The sequence below is a fragment of the Bradyrhizobium australiense genome (assembly GCF_013114825.1).
Taxonomy (GTDB): Bacteria; Pseudomonadota; Alphaproteobacteria; order Rhizobiales; family Xanthobacteraceae; genus Bradyrhizobium; species Bradyrhizobium australiense.
In genome coordinates this window covers 136753-152557 of record NZ_JAAVLX010000003.1, presented here as the reverse complement: position 1 = coordinate 152557, position 15805 = coordinate 136753, and the positions used below count along the sequence as shown (strand labels likewise).

At 64.0% G+C, this 15805-nt stretch carries 15 protein-coding genes; 8 read left to right on the top strand and 7 right to left on the bottom strand.

What is annotated here, in order from left to right:
• Positions 1-3: 3 nt before the first annotated feature.
• From HCN58_RS07850 to dnaK, 4 genes are all read right to left on the bottom strand, one after another.
• Positions 4-582, bottom strand: a complete 579-nt coding sequence (locus tag HCN58_RS07850; RefSeq protein ID WP_171578804.1) for an NADPH-dependent FMN reductase — start codon at positions 580-582, stop codon at positions 4-6.
• Positions 583-630: 48 nt separating this feature from the next.
• A complete protein-coding gene (locus HCN58_RS07845; protein WP_171578803.1) occupies positions 631-1233 on the bottom strand; it encodes a class I SAM-dependent methyltransferase in 603 nt (200 codons plus the stop codon).
• 206 nt (positions 1234-1439) lie between these two features.
• Positions 1440-2573: a molecular chaperone DnaJ gene (gene dnaJ / locus HCN58_RS07840; RefSeq protein ID WP_171578802.1), complete on the bottom strand. Its 1134-nt coding sequence runs from the start codon at positions 2571-2573 to the stop codon at positions 1440-1442.
• A gap of 144 nt (positions 2574-2717) precedes the next feature.
• Positions 2718-4619 carry a molecular chaperone DnaK gene (gene dnaK, locus HCN58_RS07835; RefSeq protein WP_171578801.1) on the bottom strand — a complete coding sequence of 634 codons (1902 nt, stop codon included), beginning with the start codon at positions 4617-4619 and terminating at the stop codon, positions 2718-2720.
• A gap of 577 nt (positions 4620-5196) precedes the next feature.
• Between dnaK and HCN58_RS07830 the strand changes: the two genes are divergently transcribed.
• Together HCN58_RS07830 and pncA are read left to right on the top strand one after the other, a co-directional pair.
• Positions 5197-6150: a hypothetical protein gene (locus HCN58_RS07830; RefSeq protein ID WP_171578800.1), complete on the top strand. Its 954-nt coding sequence runs from the start codon at positions 5197-5199 to the stop codon at positions 6148-6150.
• A gap of 127 nt (positions 6151-6277) precedes the next feature.
• The gene (gene pncA / locus HCN58_RS07825) at positions 6278-7000 is read left to right on the top strand and encodes a bifunctional nicotinamidase/pyrazinamidase (protein ID WP_171578799.1); all 723 of its coding nucleotides are present in this window, start codon (positions 6278-6280) and stop codon (positions 6998-7000) included.
• 132 nt (positions 7001-7132) lie between these two features.
• Here the strand turns inward: pncA and grpE are convergent, their stop codons facing one another.
• Together grpE and hrcA are read right to left on the bottom strand one after the other, a co-directional pair.
• Complete coding sequence (gene grpE, locus HCN58_RS07820; protein WP_171578798.1) at positions 7133-7753, bottom strand: nucleotide exchange factor GrpE; 621 nt, start codon at positions 7751-7753, stop codon at positions 7133-7135.
• A gap of 202 nt (positions 7754-7955) precedes the next feature.
• Positions 7956-9044 carry a heat-inducible transcriptional repressor HrcA gene (gene hrcA / locus HCN58_RS07815; protein ID WP_171578797.1) on the bottom strand — a complete coding sequence of 363 codons (1089 nt, stop codon included), beginning with the start codon at positions 9042-9044 and terminating at the stop codon, positions 7956-7958.
• 280 nt (positions 9045-9324) lie between these two features.
• Here hrcA and rph point away from each other — a divergent pair, with 280 nt between their 5' ends.
• The 3 genes from rph to hemW are packed head-to-tail and all read left to right on the top strand — an operon-like array spanning position 9325 to position 11841.
• Positions 9325-10038 carry a ribonuclease PH gene (gene rph, locus HCN58_RS07810; RefSeq protein ID WP_171578796.1) on the top strand — a complete coding sequence of 238 codons (714 nt, stop codon included), beginning with the start codon at positions 9325-9327 and terminating at the stop codon, positions 10036-10038.
• 11 nt (positions 10039-10049) lie between these two features.
• Positions 10050-10679 (top strand): RdgB/HAM1 family non-canonical purine NTP pyrophosphatase, encoded by a 630-nt coding sequence (gene rdgB, locus HCN58_RS07805; protein WP_171578795.1) that lies wholly within the window; start codon positions 10050-10052, stop codon positions 10677-10679.
• Positions 10672-11841 carry a radical SAM family heme chaperone HemW gene (gene hemW, locus HCN58_RS07800; RefSeq protein ID WP_171578794.1) on the top strand — a complete coding sequence of 390 codons (1170 nt, stop codon included), beginning with the start codon at positions 10672-10674 and terminating at the stop codon, positions 11839-11841. The genes rdgB and hemW overlap by 8 nt, the downstream gene beginning before the upstream one ends.
• Positions 11842-11945: 104 nt before the next feature.
• Here the strand turns inward: hemW and HCN58_RS07795 are convergent, their stop codons facing one another.
• Complete coding sequence (locus HCN58_RS07795) at positions 11946-13157, bottom strand: penicillin-binding protein activator (protein ID WP_171578793.1); 1212 nt, start codon at positions 13155-13157, stop codon at positions 11946-11948.
• Positions 13158-13380: 223 nt separating this feature from the next.
• Between HCN58_RS07795 and rsmI the strand changes: the two genes are divergently transcribed.
• The 3 genes from rsmI to gshB are packed head-to-tail and all read left to right on the top strand — an operon-like array spanning position 13381 to position 15727.
• Entirely contained in the window at positions 13381-14346 is a 966-nt protein-coding gene (gene rsmI / locus HCN58_RS07790; protein ID WP_171578792.1) for a 16S rRNA (cytidine(1402)-2'-O)-methyltransferase, read from the top strand.
• Positions 14333-14746, top strand: coding sequence for a YraN family protein (locus HCN58_RS07785; protein WP_171578791.1), 414 nt, complete (start codon positions 14333-14335; stop codon positions 14744-14746). The genes rsmI and HCN58_RS07785 overlap by 14 nt, the downstream gene beginning before the upstream one ends.
• 33 nt (positions 14747-14779) lie before the next feature.
• Positions 14780-15727 (top strand): glutathione synthase, encoded by a 948-nt coding sequence (gene gshB, locus HCN58_RS07780; protein WP_171578790.1) that lies wholly within the window; start codon positions 14780-14782, stop codon positions 15725-15727.
• The last annotated feature ends 78 nt before the right edge of the window (positions 15728-15805 follow it).

Below are 15805 nucleotides of genomic sequence, written 5' to 3'. Positions count from 1 at the left end.
ACCTCACATCATGCGTTGGGAAACATCGATCAACTGCCGCGCCAGCGCCTTCAGCCCCTCGCTGTCGGCGGCGTTCTTCAGGCGTTCCATCTCATCATAGGCATCGTCGGCGAACGCCAGCGCGAACTGGTTCGGAATCACTTGGGCGTGGCAGGCGGAGAGAATCAGCCGCAGCGCGGCCAGCGCGCGGGCGCCGCCGAGCCGGTTGCCAGAGGCCGCCGCAATCGCAAACACCCGATCGCGAAACACCTGGCCGCGGGTCTCGTGTGCGTCCTGCACCCGGCTCACCCAGTCGATGGTGTTTTTCACCAGCGCCGGCACCGAGGAATTGTATTCCGGCGTCACGATCAGCACACCGTGATGGGCCGCCATCATGCGCTTCAGATTGACCGCATGCTTCGGCACGCCCGATTTCGCCTGCAGGTCGCCGTCATAGATCGGCAGCGGAAAGTCGGCGAGCGAGATGCGGGTGATTTCCGCGCCTGCTTGCGCCAGTTCGTGCGCGGCGACGGCCGCCAGCCTCGCATTGAGCGAGCCTGATCGTAGCGATCCCGGGATCACGAGGATTTTCAGCGCGGACATATTCAGAAATCGCGTTCAGGACGAGCCCGCGCGACAGCGCTGGGCGGCTTAGCCTTTGCGATACACCCAGACCCGGGCGGGCGGAAGGTTCATCCAGATCCGCTCGGAAGCTTCTGTGGACACGCCCGGCAGCGATTTCGGAATCGGCGGCGCAACCGAATAGGTGAACTGTACGAAAGGTGCGCCGGGCGCGAGCGCCGTGAAGGCGTCGCGGATCAGCTTCAGGCGCGTCAACATCGGCTTGGTCACAAGCGGCAGGCCCGAAACGACAGCGGAGGCTGGCGCGTCCAGCACGTCATCGAGCGAGGTGCGCAGCGCATAGGCGTCACCCTGCACCACTTTGGCCTGCGGATAGCGGTCGCGCAACAGTGCGCAGAAGCCGGGATTATATTCGACCAGCACGAGCCGCCTCTGATCAACACCATGTTCGATCAGCGCGTTGGTAATCGCGCCGGTCCCGGGCCCAAGTTCGATGACCGGTCCTTCGGATTCGACGTCGACATATTGCGCCATAGTCCGAGCGAGCACTTTGCTCGACGGCATCACCGCGCCCATGTGCAGCGGCTTTTCGATCCATGAACGGAGGAAGCGAACCTCATCGTCGAGACGGAGAGGCTTCTTCAACGCACGCACGGACGATTGCAAAGGCATGTCGCTACCAGGCGGGACCCGCTGACGAGCGGGATGTCAGAAAACAGTCATAAACACGTATAGGTCGATGGGGATATGGTCAAGCCAAACGGTATCCTGTCGCCCGCGCCAAAGTGCGCGCGACCCGGCGATAACACCCTGTGCAAGCTGAATGAATCATGACTGACGGCGAGAACTGTGCTCACCCCGGGCGACGTGCATACGGCTCAGGAACTCGCCCGGTTGCCGAAGAAGTCCTTGACCTTGGTGAAGAAGCCCACCGCCTCCGGCTGGGTGGCCCCGGAAGACAGTTTTTCGAACTCAGCGAGCAGCTCCTGCTGCTTCTTGGTCAGATTTTGCGGCGTTTCGACCATGACCTGGACATACATGTCGCCGGTCTGGCGCGAGCGGAGCACCGGCATGCCCTTTGATGCAATGCGGAAACGGCGGCCGGACTGCGTTCCAGCCGGCACCTTCACCTTGGTCTTGCCCTTGTCGATGGTAGGCACCTCGAATTCGCCGCCGAGTGCGGCCGCGACCATCGAGATCGGAACCCGGCAGTGCAAATCGGCGCCATCGCGCTGGAAGAATTCGTGGGTCGCCAGCGACAGGAATATGTAGAGGTCGCCGGGCGGACCGCCGCGGACGCCAGCCTCGCCCTCGCCCGCAAGCCGGATGCGCGTGCCGTCCTCGACGCCCTGCGGAATGTTCACCGACAACGTCCGGTCGCGCGTTACCCGTCCCGTGCCCGAGCAATTCGGGCAGGCATCCTCGATCATCTGACCGCGGCCCTGGCAGCCGGGGCAGGTCCGCTCCAGCGTGAAGAAGCCTTGCGCCTGACGGACGCGGCCGGCGCCGCCGCACATCGCGCAGGTCTTCGGCTTGGTGCCGGCCTTGGCGCCGGTGCCCGAACAGGGCTCGCAGGTGACCGAGACCGGAATCTCAATCTGCGCGGTCTTGCCGAGATAGGCTTCCTCGAGCGTGATTTCCATGTTGTAGCGCAGATCGGCGCCGCGCTCGCGTCCGCCGCCGCGCCCGCGCTGCCCGGCCATGCCGAACAGGTCTTCGAAAATATCTGAAAACGACGAGGCGAAGCCCGCACCGAAGCCGGGACCGCCGCCGCCCATGCCCTGCTCGAACGCGGCATGGCCGTAACGGTCATAGGCGGCGCGCTTATCGCCGTCCTTCAGGACTTCGTAGGCTTCGTTGATCTCCTTGAACTTCATTTCGCTGGTGGCATCGCCTGGATTCCTGTCCGGATGCCATTTCATCGCCAGCTTGCGGAACGCCGCCTTCAGCTTGGACTCGTCCGCGTTCCGATCGACTTCCAGGGTTTCGTAATAGCAGCGCTTGGTGGACATCAGTCAAACCCGCCCGAATTCGTCTTCATGCCGAAGGCACCCTCAATCGAAAAAAGATGCCGCCATCGGCTTAAAGAAAAATGACCCTCACCCATCGAACGCAGCGCTCGCGCTCTTTGGAGGAGGGTCATGATCGAAGCCCGCTTATGCCGACTTCTTGTTGTTCTTGTCGTCGTCGACCTCGGTGAATTCCGCGTCGACCACGTCGTCCTTGGCAGCGTCCCGCTTGGCATCCGCCTCGGCCTGCTGCTTGTACATGGCCTCGCCGAGCTTCATCGACGCCTGTGCCAGCGTGTTTGTCTTGGCCTTGATCGCCTCGGCGTCATTGCCCTTCAGCGCTTCCTTCAAATCGCTGACGGCATCCTCGATGGCGCGGCGTTCGGAGTCTTCGACCTTCGAACCGTGCTCGGCCAGCGCCTTCTCGGTGGAATGCACCAGCGCGTCGGCGTGGTTCTTGGCGTCGACCGCCTCGCGGCGCTTCTTGTCCTCGGCCGCGTTGGCCTCGGCGTCCTTGACCATCTTCTGGATGTCGGCTTCGGAGAGACCGCCGGATGCCTGGATCCGGATCTGCTGCTCCTTGCCGGTCGCCTTGTCCTTGGCGGAGACGTTGACGATGCCGTTGGCGTCGATGTCGAAGGTGACCTCGATCTGCGGCATGCCGCGCGGCGCCGGCGGAATGCCCATCAGGTCGAACTGGCCGAGCACCTTGTTGTCGGCCGCCATTTCGCGTTCGCCTTGGAAGACACGGATAGTGACCGCATTCTGGTTGTCTTCGGCGGTCGAGAACACCTGGCTCTTCTTGGTCGGGATCGTGGTGTTGCGGTCGATGATGCGGGTGAACACGCCACCCAGCGTCTCGATGCCGAGCGACAACGGGGTCACGTCGAGCAACAGCACGTCTTTGACGTCGCCCTGCAGCACGCCGGCCTGGATCGCGGCACCGATCGCGACGACTTCATCCGGGTTGACGCCCTTGTGCGGCTCCTTGCCGAACAACTGCTTCACGACTTCCTGGACCTTCGGCATGCGCGTCATGCCGCCGACGAGCACCACTTCGCCGATTTCGGCGGCGGTGAGACCGGCATCCTTCAGCGCCTTCCGGCAGGGCTCGATGGTCTTCTGGACGAGATCGTCGACCAGCGCCTCGAACTTGGCGCGCGTCAGCTTCATCGTCAGATGCTTCGGCCCGGTCTGGTCGGCCGTGATGAACGGCAGGTTGATTTCGGTCTGCGTCGTCGAGGACAGCTCGATCTTGGCCTTTTCGGCGGCCTCTTTCAGGCGCTGCAAGGCAAGCTTGTCGCTGCGCAGATTGATGCCCTGCTCCTTCTGGAATTCGTCCGCGAGATAGCTAACGAGACGCATGTCGAAATCTTCACCGCCAAGGAAGGTGTCGCCGTTGGTGGACTTCACCTCGAACACGCCGTCTCCGATCTCGAGAATCGAGATATCGAAGGTGCCGCCGCCGAGGTCATACACCGCGATGGTGCCTGCCTTCGTCTTGTCGAGACCGTAGGCGAGCGCTGCCGCCGTCGGCTCGTTGATGATACGCAGCACTTCCAGACCGGCAATCTTGCCGGCATCCTTGGTGGCCTGACGCTGCGCGTCGTTGAAGTAGGCGGGAACGGTGATGACCGCCTGCTCGACCTTCTGACCAAGATGGGCTTCCGCGGTCTCCTTCATCTTCTGCAGGATGAAGGCCGAGACCTGCGAGGGCGAGTAGGTCTTGCCGTCGGCTTCGACCCAGGCGTCGCCGTTCGATGCCTTGATGATTTTGTAGGGGACGAGCTTCTTGTCCTTCTCGACCATCGGGTCGTCGTAGCGGCGGCCGATTAGGCGCTTCACCGCAAAGAACGTCCGCTCGGGATTGGTCACCGCCTGACGCTTGGCGGGCTGGCCGACGAGGCGCTCGCCGTCATCGGTGACGGCAACGATCGAAGGCGTGGTGCGCATGCCTTCCGCGTTCTCGATGACTTTTGCAGTCTTGCCATCCATTACGGCGACGCACGAATTCGTGGTGCCGAGATCGATCCCAATGACCTTTCCCATGGTCCTCATATCCTTCTTTTTGCGGCAGGTTGGCTGGGCCCTGGACGGCGCACCTAACCGAACCCCCAACGTTCAAATACTCGCGATATTGCGACGGTGAGCCTCATATAGGAGGGTGGGTTAGGCCTGCAAGGACCGAACGCAAGCTTAGGGCCTGAAAAGCCTGACGTTTGGAAGAATATGTCAGCCCGGGGCGGGACGGGGCCAGTGCCTGGAGCGCGGTTAAGAAATCGGCAAGGCCGCTCATCGATCGCGCCGCGGAGACGTTGCGCAGCACTGCGGTATCGGCCTATCGACCCGGGCCGGGGACGCGTTCGAGGGGAGCGGTATTTGGCCGCTGGAGGCGCCTCAAAAAGAGCCCGAAGACCGGGCAGAAAGCCGCAAAAAAGCTGAGATATCGGAACGTAACAGGGGAACGGACGCCTACCCTGCCCTGTTGCAGGGACATCAAAACCGCTAAAAGCGGGCCGACTGGAACGACCCTGTCGTACCCCGAGGCCAGAGATTCCACTAGAGATTCCACGCGCTGCATCGTCCGGCCACTGAACGGCCTCCATGCAAACCCGGTAGATCCTCCATGAAGCCCCTTCGCTACTTCGCTGCGGTTGCCCTGATCGTTGCCGCCGTATCTTCTGCCGTTGCCACTTCCGCGTTTGCCGCCGACCCGGTCTTTCCGCCGGGCGCCAGAGTCGGCATGACGCCGCTGGTCGGCCTCAACAAAGCTAAATCATTCATCGGCTTCGAGACCGAGGATCAGGGCGTCAAGGTGCTGGTCGCGGACCTGCCGGCGGAGGCCTATGGCGAGGTCGCCAATGCCTTCAAGGCCAATCCCGGAGGCACCGGCGGCATCAAGCCGGAGAGCATCGAGACCGCGGCGGGTCTCGCCTATTACACCGTGGAGAATGCCAAGGACGGGGCCAATAATGTGCGCCGCTATTCGATGATCCTGCCCGGTCCTACCTTCTCCGGCTACGTCGCCGTGCAGGTACCCGAGAACGCCTCGAAGATCTATACCGACGATGCCGTGCGCCAGATGTTCGCATCCGCCGTGATCCGCATCGAGGTGCCGGTCGACGAGCAACTCGGGCTGATGCCGTTCAAGATCAGCGAGCTCTCGAGCTTCAAGAACGTCCGCACGCTGGCGCCGGGCGCAGCCCTCATTCTCTCCGACAGCGACGAAAAGAAAGGCTTTGAGGTCGCGCCCTTCATGATCATCGGCCTGATCGGCTCGACGGCAGCGTCGCCTGACGATCGCGGCCGCTTTGCCCAGCAGATCGCCACCACTATTCCCGGCGTACGCGACGGGCGTATCACGATGTCCGAGCCGGTCCGCATCGATGGCCAGCCCGGCTACGAGACGCGGATCGACGCCATCAGCGGCAAGGACAATACACCTGTTACGATCGTGCAGTGGCTGCGGTTCGGCGCCCAGACCTCGATGCGCATCATCGGCTCTTCGCCGCGCGACGACTGGACAAAGGCCTTTCCGCGCTTCCGCGCCGTGCGGGACGGAATTCATCCGCGGGGCTGATTGCGGAATTCGAGGTCTGGCCGCCCGCGATGCCGAAGATTCAGTCGCGAAGCGCCGCGTAAAGCTGCTTTACGCTTTCGCGGCGACCTGATTTGCTGGCTCCCGGTCCTCGACAGGGAGATGCACCATGTTCGACCGAAGGCAAATTCTCGCCGGGCTCGGCGCAGCTTTGGGAGGGACGGCGATGTCAAGCATTCCAACCGAACTTCGGGCCTCTCCGATCAAGCCGGACGACGCATCGGCGCTGCTGGTGATCGACGTCCAGAACTGTTTCCTGCCGGGCGGCAGCCTCGCAGTGAAGGACGGCGATCAGGTCGTTCCCATCATCAACCGCATCGCCAAGGGCTTTGCCAATGTGGTGATGACGCAGGACTGGCACACCGCGGGCCACATCTCGTTCGCATCCACCCATTCCGGCAAGAAGCCGTTCGAAACCATCGATCTCCCCTACGGCAAGCAGGTGCTATGGCCCGATCACTGCGTGCAGGGCACCGAGGGCGCGTCGCTGTCGAAGAACCTTTCGATCCCGCATGCCGGGCTCGTCATTCGCAAGGGGTTCAACAAGAACGTCGACAGCTATTCGGCCTTCACCGAGGCCGACGGCAAGACCACGACGGGGCTCGCCGCGTACCTGAACGCGCGCAAGGTGAAGCGGGTGTTCCTTGCCGGCCTCGCGACCGACTTCTGCGTGGCATGGAGTGCCCTCGATGCGCGCAAGGCCGGCTTTGAGACCTATGTGATCGAGGACGCCTGCCGCGGCATCGACACCCAGGGCTCGCTCGCAAAAGCCTGGGCCGACATGACCAAGGCCGGTGTCAAGCGCATCAAGTCCGAGGATATCGCGGTTTAGGCCCGGGCTTCCCGGCAAACCCTCGTGGTGAGGAGGCGCGCAAGCGCCGTCTCGAACCATATGTCCCGACTGGGGCCTTCATCCTTCGAGACGCCGCTAACGCCGCTCCTCAGGATCAGGGGCAAGCACAGCTTACGCCGCGTTGTTCGGCTCATTGTTGGCCGCTGGCGCAGCCTTGGCGCCGCCCTTGGAGACGCCGACAAGTGCCGGCCGCAGCACGCGGTCGCCGATCATGAAGCCGGCCTGCACAACCTGAACCACCGTGCCCTGCGGCACGGACGGGTCGGGCACTTCGTACATCGCCTGCTGGAAGTTGGGATCGAACTTCTCGCCCGACGGATCGAACTTCTTGACGCCGTTCTTCTCCAGCGTGTTCAGCAGCGAACGCTCGGTCAGCTCGACACCTTCGATGAAAGCCTTCAGCGCCGGATCGGCGCCGGCCTTGGTTTCGGCCGGCATGGCATCGAGCGCGCGCTGCAGATTGTCGGCGATTTCGAGAATGTCGCGGGCGAAGCCGGTAATGCCGTAGGCGCGCGCGTCGGCGACTTCCTTGGCGGTTCGCTTGCGCAGGTTTTCCATCTCCGCCAGCGTGCGCAGCATCTTGTCGCGCGCTTCCGCCGCTTCCTTCGTCAACGCCTCTACCGACCCTTCCTCGGGGTCGTCGGGCATGATGTAGGGTTTTGAGACCACGGGCTCGCCGGTCTGGTTGGCGGGTTGTGCCCCGTCGTCACTCGGCCGGTTAGGATCGGTCATAAGACTACCTTCTCAAAAAACGCATCTGGTTGGATGGGGATTTGCTGAGCCGGATATCGTGCTTTAGAGGCCGAAAATCAAGCGTTCCATAGCGTTTTCGAGCGAAGCACGCCCTCGGACTTGATCCGGGGTTGGGCCCCGGTTCGCGTGAAGAAAATGCGTCAAAACAACAAAGCCAGGATTGGGGTCGATTCGTGGCGGATTAGCCGCCCAGCATCCGGCTGACGATCCGGGCGGCGTAATCCACCGTCGGAATCACCCGCGCGTAGTTCAGCCGGGTCGGCCCGATCACGCCGAGAACGCCGACGATGCGGCCTGAAGCGTCGCCATAGGGCGCGATGATGGTGGAGGAACCGGACAGCGAGAACAGCTTGTTCTCCGATCCGATGAAGATCCGCACGCCTTCGGCGCGCTCGGCCCGGCCCAGCAGATCGATCACGCCGCGCTTGGTCTCGAGATCGTCGAACAGCGATTTTACGCGTTCGAGATCTTCCAGCGCGTGCAGATCCTCCAGCAGATTGGCGTGCCCGCGCACGATCAACTGCCGGTCCTCGTTTTCGCCGCCCGACCAGCTCGCAATGCCCGCCTCGATCACCTTTTGCGTCAATTGATCGAGTTCGATGCGGCTCTGCGCCATCGCGGTTTCGAGTTCGAGGCGTGCTTCAGCGAGCGTACGGCCGCGAATCCGCGCATTGAGAAAATTGCTCGCCTCCGTCAGCGCCGACGAGGGCACGCCGGGCGGCAGCGTCAGCACGCGGTTTTCAACCTGGCCGTCTTCGCCGACCAGCACGACCAGCGCGCGCTCCGGCTCCAGCCGGACGAATTCGATGTGTTTCAGCCGCGAATTGGATTTGGCGGTCAGCACCACCGCAGCCGCGCGGGTCAGGCCGGACAGCCGCGTCAGCGCCTCGCCGAGCGCCGCTTCGACCGATTGCGCCCGGCCGACCGAGGCAAGCTGGTTCTGGATCGATTCCCGCTCGGGCTCGGTGAGATCGCCGACCTGCATCAGCGCATCGACGAAGAAGCGCAGGCCGAGTTCGGTGGGCAGGCGGCCGGCCGAGGTATGCGGCGCATAAATCAGGCCGAGCGCCTCGAGGTCCGACATCACGTTGCGGACGGAAGCCGGCGACAGCGGCACCGCGATCAGGCGCGAGATGTTGCGCGAGCCGACTGGCTCGCCGGTCGCGAGATAGCTCTCGACGATTTGGCGAAAAATATCACGCGAACGCTCATTGAGCTGGGCGAGCCCCGCATGCGGCGCGATCAGGCCAATCGGATCGTGGTGGGCCACTGTTAACTCCCTGATACCCCCTAATTTGTCGATCCAGAGAGCCGATGACAAGCGCCGCCTTCGCCATAGCGTTTTCGAGCGAAAGCCTGCCCCGGATTTGATCCGGGGTGGATGCCGGTTCGCGTGAAGAAAACGCGTCAGAATAAGACGATAGAGGTTCGGTTTGATCCGTCAGAACCGAACCTCCATTCCGAAACAAGGCAAAAACCCTTGCCGCTGCCCGTTCCCCCTCCTACAAGCACCGCGAACGAATTTTCGTCGATTTTTGAAAGGATTCCCCATGCGGCCGAGCCGCCGTGCGCCCGATCAGTTGCGCCCCGTGTCGCTGGAACGCGGCGTGGTCAAATATGCCGAAGGTTCCTGCATGGTGAAGTTCGGCGACACCCATGTGCTGGTCACCGCCACGCTGGAAGAACGGCTGCCGCCCTGGTTGAAGGGCCAAGGCCGCGGCTGGGTCACCGCCGAATACGGCATGCTGCCGCGCGCCACATTGGAGCGGACCCGGCGCGAGGCGGCGGCCGGCAAGCAGGGCGGCCGCACGGTCGAGATCCAGCGGCTGATCGGCCGCTCCTTGCGCGCGGCCGTCGACCTTGAAGCGCTCGGCGAGCGCCAGATCACGGTTGATTGCGACGTGATCCAGGCCGATGGCGGCACCCGCACGGCCTCGATCACCGGCGCCTGGGTGGCGCTGGCTGACTGCATAGGCTGGATGAAGAACCGAAACATGCTGAAAGCCAGCGTGCTGCGCGACAATGTCGCCGCGATTTCCTGCGGTATCTATCAGGGCACGCCGGTGCTCGACCTCGATTATGCCGAGGATTCCGAGGCCGAGACCGACGCCAATTTCGTCATGACGGGCGATGGCCGCATCATCGAGGTGCAGGGCACCGCCGAGAAGACGCCGTTCTCGCAGGACGAGTTCCTGGCGCTGATGGAACTGGCGCGCAAGGGTGTCGCGCGTCTGGTGGACTTGCAGAAACTGGCTGTGGCGTAGTCTGATCGCACATGCACCGTCGAATCACCGGCCGGCTCGTGATCGCGACCCACAATTCCGGCAAGCTTGCCGAGATGCGGGAATTGCTGGCGCCGCATGGCGTCGAGGCCGTTTCCGCGGGCGAACTGGGTCTCGGCGAGCCCGAGGAAACCGGCGAGACGTTTCGGGCGAACGCGGCGATCAAGGCGATCGCGGCGGCGAAGGCCGCGCAATTGCCAGCCTTTGCCGATGATTCCGGTCTCGTGGTCGATGCACTCGATGGTGCGCCCGGAATCTATTCGGCGCGCTGGGCCGGCGAGGGCAAGGATTTCATGGCGGCGATGACAAGAATCGAGCGGCTGCTACAGGAGCGCGGCGCGACCACGCCCGATCGCCGAACAGCGCATTTCGTCTCGGCCCTGTGCGTCGCCTGGCCGGACGGCCATCTCGAGGAAGTCGAGGCGCGCGCCGATGGAACCCTGGTCTGGCCACCGCGCGGCACCGCCGGTTTCGGCTATGATCCGGCATTCCTGCCCGACGGGCACACGCGGACCTTTGGCGAGATGACCTCGATTGAGAAGCACGGTCTGCCGCCTTTGGGCCTCGGCCTATCGCACCGAGCCCGCGCCTTCGTCAAACTGGCGGAGATCTGCCTTGGCTAGTCGCGAGCGACCCCGCCCCAGAGATGCCTTCGGCGTCTACGTGCACTGGCCGTTCTGCCTGTCGAAATGCCCGTATTGCGATTTCAACAGCCACGTCCGCCACGCACCTGTTGACGAGGAGCGTTTTGCCCGCGCCTTCGCCCGCGAGATCGAAACCACGGCGGCGCGGGCGCCGGGGCGAACCGTGACGTCGATCTTTCTCGGCGGCGGCACGCCGTCCCTGATGCAGCCGCACACCGTCGGCGCGATTCTTGATGCGATCGGTAAGCACTGGCGCGTCGCCGGCAATGTCGAGGTGACGCTGGAGGCCAATCCGACCAGCGTGGAAGCGACGCGGTTTCGCGGCTATCGGTCAGCCGGCGTCAACCGCGTCTCGCTTGGCGTGCAGGCGCTCGACGACGCCTCGCTGAAGGCGCTCGGACGATTGCACAGCGCGCGCGAGGCGCTCGATGCGGTCGCGATCGCGCGCACCGCGTTCGACCGCTACTCGTTCGACCTGATCTACGCTCGCCCCGACCAGACGCCGCAGATGTGGGCGGATGAACTGAAGCTCGCGATTTCCGAAGCCGCCGAGCATCTCTCGCTGTACCAGCTCACCATCGAGGAAGGCACGCCGTTCTTCGGCCTGCATGCCGCCGGCAAACTGAAGACACCGGATGAGGCGGTGGCGCGCACGCTCTATGACGTGACACAGGAAGTCTGCGCGCAGCACGGCTTGCCGGCCTACGAGATTTCGAACCACGCCCGCGAAGGTGCGGAATGCCAGCACAATCTGGTCTACTGGCGCGGCGAGGAATATGCCGGCATCGGCCCCGGCGCGCATGGCCGGCTCAACGTTGACGGTGCACGACACGCGACCGCGACCGAGAAGCGCCCGGAGGCCTGGTTGATGCGCGTCGAGGCCAACGGCCATGGCGTCATCACGGACGATCACCTCAACAGCGAAGAACGCGCCGACGAATTTTTGCTGATGGGGCTGCGGCTCGCCGAAGGCATCGATCCGCGCCGCTATGCGGCATTGTCAGGCCGAGCGCTCGACCCGAACCGGATCGCCATCCTGCGCGCGGAAGGCGCGATTTCCGTCGACGCCGACGGCAGGCTGCGGGTGACCAAGGACGGTTTTCCAGTGCTGGACGCCGTGGTGGCGGACCTCGCGGCGTAACGCAAAGCTGTGTCCGGATGGAGCGAAGCGCAATCCGGGAAAAGTGTATCCGCTTCCGAGACAGTCCCCGGGTTGCGCTTCGCTCCACCCGGGCTACGCGGCCATCACGCCCCAAAGCTTTTCGGCGAACCCGCGACCGGCGTGCTGCCGCCGCTGGCGACCTTCATCACCGCAAGGCCGCGCTCGTTGGTGCCGTCGGAGCGGAATCGAAACAGGCCGTCGATGCCGGCGAAGCCAGATGGGTTGGTCAGCGTCTCCGGCGCAAAGCGTTGGCCGCCCTGCTGCTTCGACAGCGCAGCAACCAGCGCGACTGCATCATAAGCCAGCGTTGCAGTGCGCACGGGGTCTGCGCCGTATTTGGCGCGATAGCGGCCGGAGAAGGCGCGGAAGCCCGACGGATCCGGCGCGGCATAGAGCCCGCCCTGCAGCGTCGCGCTTGCATAGACGCGCGGGTTGTCCCAGAGCCCGGTGCCGAGCAACTGGATATTGCGCAAATTCGCGCCCGCCGCGGTCAAGGCATCCGCCGCCGCCACGACCGATTCGCCGTCGTCGGCGATGAACAGCGCGTCCGCCGAGCCGAGCGACTGCGCCACCGTCCGCGCCGCCCCGGCGCGATCGGCGGTGTATTTCTCGAAAGCGACGATGCGCCCCTTGCGGCCGACCGCCTGCTTGAACGCCGCTTCCACCACGTTGCCATAGGCGTTGTCGGGCAACAGCGCCGCAAACGATTTCTTTCCGATGCTGGCCGAATAATCGACTATCCGATTGACGTCGGACTCCGGCAGGAAGCTCAGGAGATAAACGCCGCGTCCGGCGACGCTGGAATCGGTCGAGAACGCGATCACCGAAATGCCGCGTGCGCGGGTCAGTTGCGCAGTCGCCGGCACCGAGGCCGCAAACAGCGGGCCTAGAATGATTTCCACGCCCTCGCCGAGCGCCTGCTGGGTGACCTGCTGGGCGCCCTGCGGACTGCCGCCGTCGTCCTTGATCAGAAGCTGAATGTTCGGATTCTGGAATTCCGCCAACGCCATTTCGGCTGCATTCTTCATCGATTGCGCGGCGACGCCGGCATTGCCGGCGGCCGAGAGCGGCAGGATCAGGCCGACCTTGACCTGCCCGGTGCCGACCGCAAGCGGCTGTTGCTGCGGGCCTGGGGGCCCCTCGGGCGCGGACGGGCCGAACGGATTGGAAACCGGGCCGCCGGCGCAGCCGCCGAGCAGCGGTGCTCCGAGTATTAGACCGAGTGCCGTCCGCCGGGTCGGGCTTGACGGGCACGGAACCGAGGATCCGGGCTTACGATTGAGCGGACCTACCATCTGTCTCTTCTCTTGACCGACCGCCGTCGGTCAGGATTCCGGCTTTCTGGGCCGAGGCACCTGAACCGCTACTGAACCCAACCTGCGGGATTCTGCATATTGTCGAGGATTAGTTAACCAAAACAAAAGGATTACGATCTCGCCGCATAATGCCGGGAACTTCGGTTTTGCCGCCATCCCGCCAGATATAGCGCTTGCACCAAGACCGCTTTAGATTGCCGTGATGCGCGCAAAGCCCAGTTCAAGCTACGGCTTCGATACCGATCCAGGTTCGGCCAACCGAACATTTCTGATTGGCGGCCACATTCTGAATGCCGCGAAGCCGGCTCCTGGCCTCTATCTGGTAGCAACCCCGATCGGCAATCTCGGCGACATCACCTTGCGCGCGCTGGAGATCTTGGCCGGCGTCGATATCATCGCCTGCGAGGACACCCGCATCACCCGCCGCCTGATCGAGCGCTATGCGATCTCGGCAGAGCTCAAGCCGTATCACGAGCACAACGCGGCGATGGCAAGGCCGAAAATCCTGGAGCGGCTGGCGCAGGGCGCGTCGATCGCGCTGGTATCGGACGCCGGCACGCCCTTGATCTCCGATCCCGGCTTCAAGCTGGTGCGCGAGGTCTCTGCGGCCGGCCACGCCGTGATCGCGGTGCCCGGTGCGTCCTCGGTGCTGACGGCGCTTTCGGTCGCAGCACTGCCCACCGACCGGTTTTACTTCGAGGGATTTTTGCCGGCCAAACAAGTCTCACGACGGACGCGGCTGGCCGAATTGGCGAGGATCGATGCCACGCTGGTGATGTTCGAATCCGGCAACCGCGTGCAGGAAACGCTCGCCGACCTCGCCGAGATCATGGCCGGGCGCGACGCCGCGATCTGCCGCGAACTCACAAAGCTGCACGAGGACATCAAGCGTGCCCCCATCACCGAGCTGGCCAAGACCGCCGATACGCTGGAAACCCGCGGCGAGTTCGTGCTCGTGATCGGCCCGCCGCGCAAGGACGCCGATGTCATGCCCCAACATGACCTCGACGACCTGCTGCGATCGTCGCTGGCGCGCGAAAGCGTCAAGGACAGCGTGGCGCATGCGGTCGAGCTTTCGGGGCGGCCGCGCCGCGAGGTCTATGCCCGCGCGCTGGAGCTCGCCAAAGAAGCCGCCAAGCGAGCAAGAGGCAGCGATGGCGAAGACTGACGGCGCCACGCCGCCCGATGCGCCCGCCAAACTCGCCGCGCCCGAGCGGGTCGCGGCCTTTCGCACCGGGCTTTCCGCCGAAAGCCGCGCCGCGGCCTATCTGATGGCCAAGGGCTATCGCATTCTGGCAAAGCGCTTCCGCACCCCCTATGGCGAGATCGACCTGGTGGCGAGGAGGCGCAGTTTGATTGCTTTTATCGAGGTCAAGGCTAGAGCCAGCCTCGATGACGCCGCCTACGCCGTCACGGCGCGCCAGCAGGCCCGCATCATCGACGCCGCCCAAGCCTGGCTGATGGCGCACCCCGAGCATGCCGAATTCGAGCTTCGATTTGACGCGGTCCTGATTGCGCCCCGGCGTCTGCCACGCCACCTGTTAGCGGCATTCGACGCCAGCGTGTAAGCAAGATTTCCCTCCAGAGAGCCGGATACTCCAATGAAACTGAATGTCGCCGTCCAGATGGACCCCATCGCGCGCATCAACATCCGCGGCGATTCGACCTTTGCGCTGCTCCTGGAAGCGCAGAAGCGCGGCCACAGCCTTTCCTATTACACCCCGGACAAGCTCTCGCTCCGCGGTGACGAGCTGCTGGCGCCGGTCCAGCATCTTACCGTGCGCGACGAGATCGGCGATCATTTCACGCTCGGCGAGCCCAAGCGCGAGCCGCTCGAAGTCTTCGACGTCATCCTGCTGCGACAGGATCCTCCGTTCGACCTCGCCTATATCACCTCGACCCATTTCCTCGAGCGCATCCACCCGAAGACGCTGGTGGTGAACAACCCAGCCTCGGTGCGCAACGCGCCGGAGAAACTGTTCGTGATGAACTTTCCGCAGCTGATGCCGCCGACGCTGATCTCGCGCGACCTTGACGAGATCAATTCGTTCCGCGACCAGCACGGCGCCGTGGTCATGAAGCCCTTGCACGGCCATGGCGGCGCCGCAGTGTTCCGCGTGATGCCGCAGGACATGAATTTCGGCTCGTTGTTCGACATGTTCTCGGTCACCTTCCGCGAGCCCTGGGTGATTCAGCGCTTCCTGCCCGAGGTGAAGCACGGCGACAAGCGCATCATCCTGATCGACGGCGAGTTCGCCGGCGCCGTCAACCGCGTCCCCGCCCCCGACGACCTCCGTTCCAACATGGTGCGCGGCGGTGCCGCGCAGGCCACCGAACTTTCTCCGCGCGAGCGCGAGATCTGCGACACGCTGGGACCTGCGCTCCGTGAACGCGGATTGCTGTTCGTCGGCATCGACGTGATCGACGGCAACCTCACCGAGATCAACGTGACCTCGCCGACCGGCATCCGGGCGATTCAGCGTCTCAATGGCGCGGACGTCGCCGGCAAGATCTGGGACACCATCGAGAAGAAGCGCGCCGGGAAATAATTTCGCCGGCGCGCTATCGACCGACTCATTCGCAGCGCGCTCATACGCGACCGGATTTGAGCCGGATGAATTGCGTGC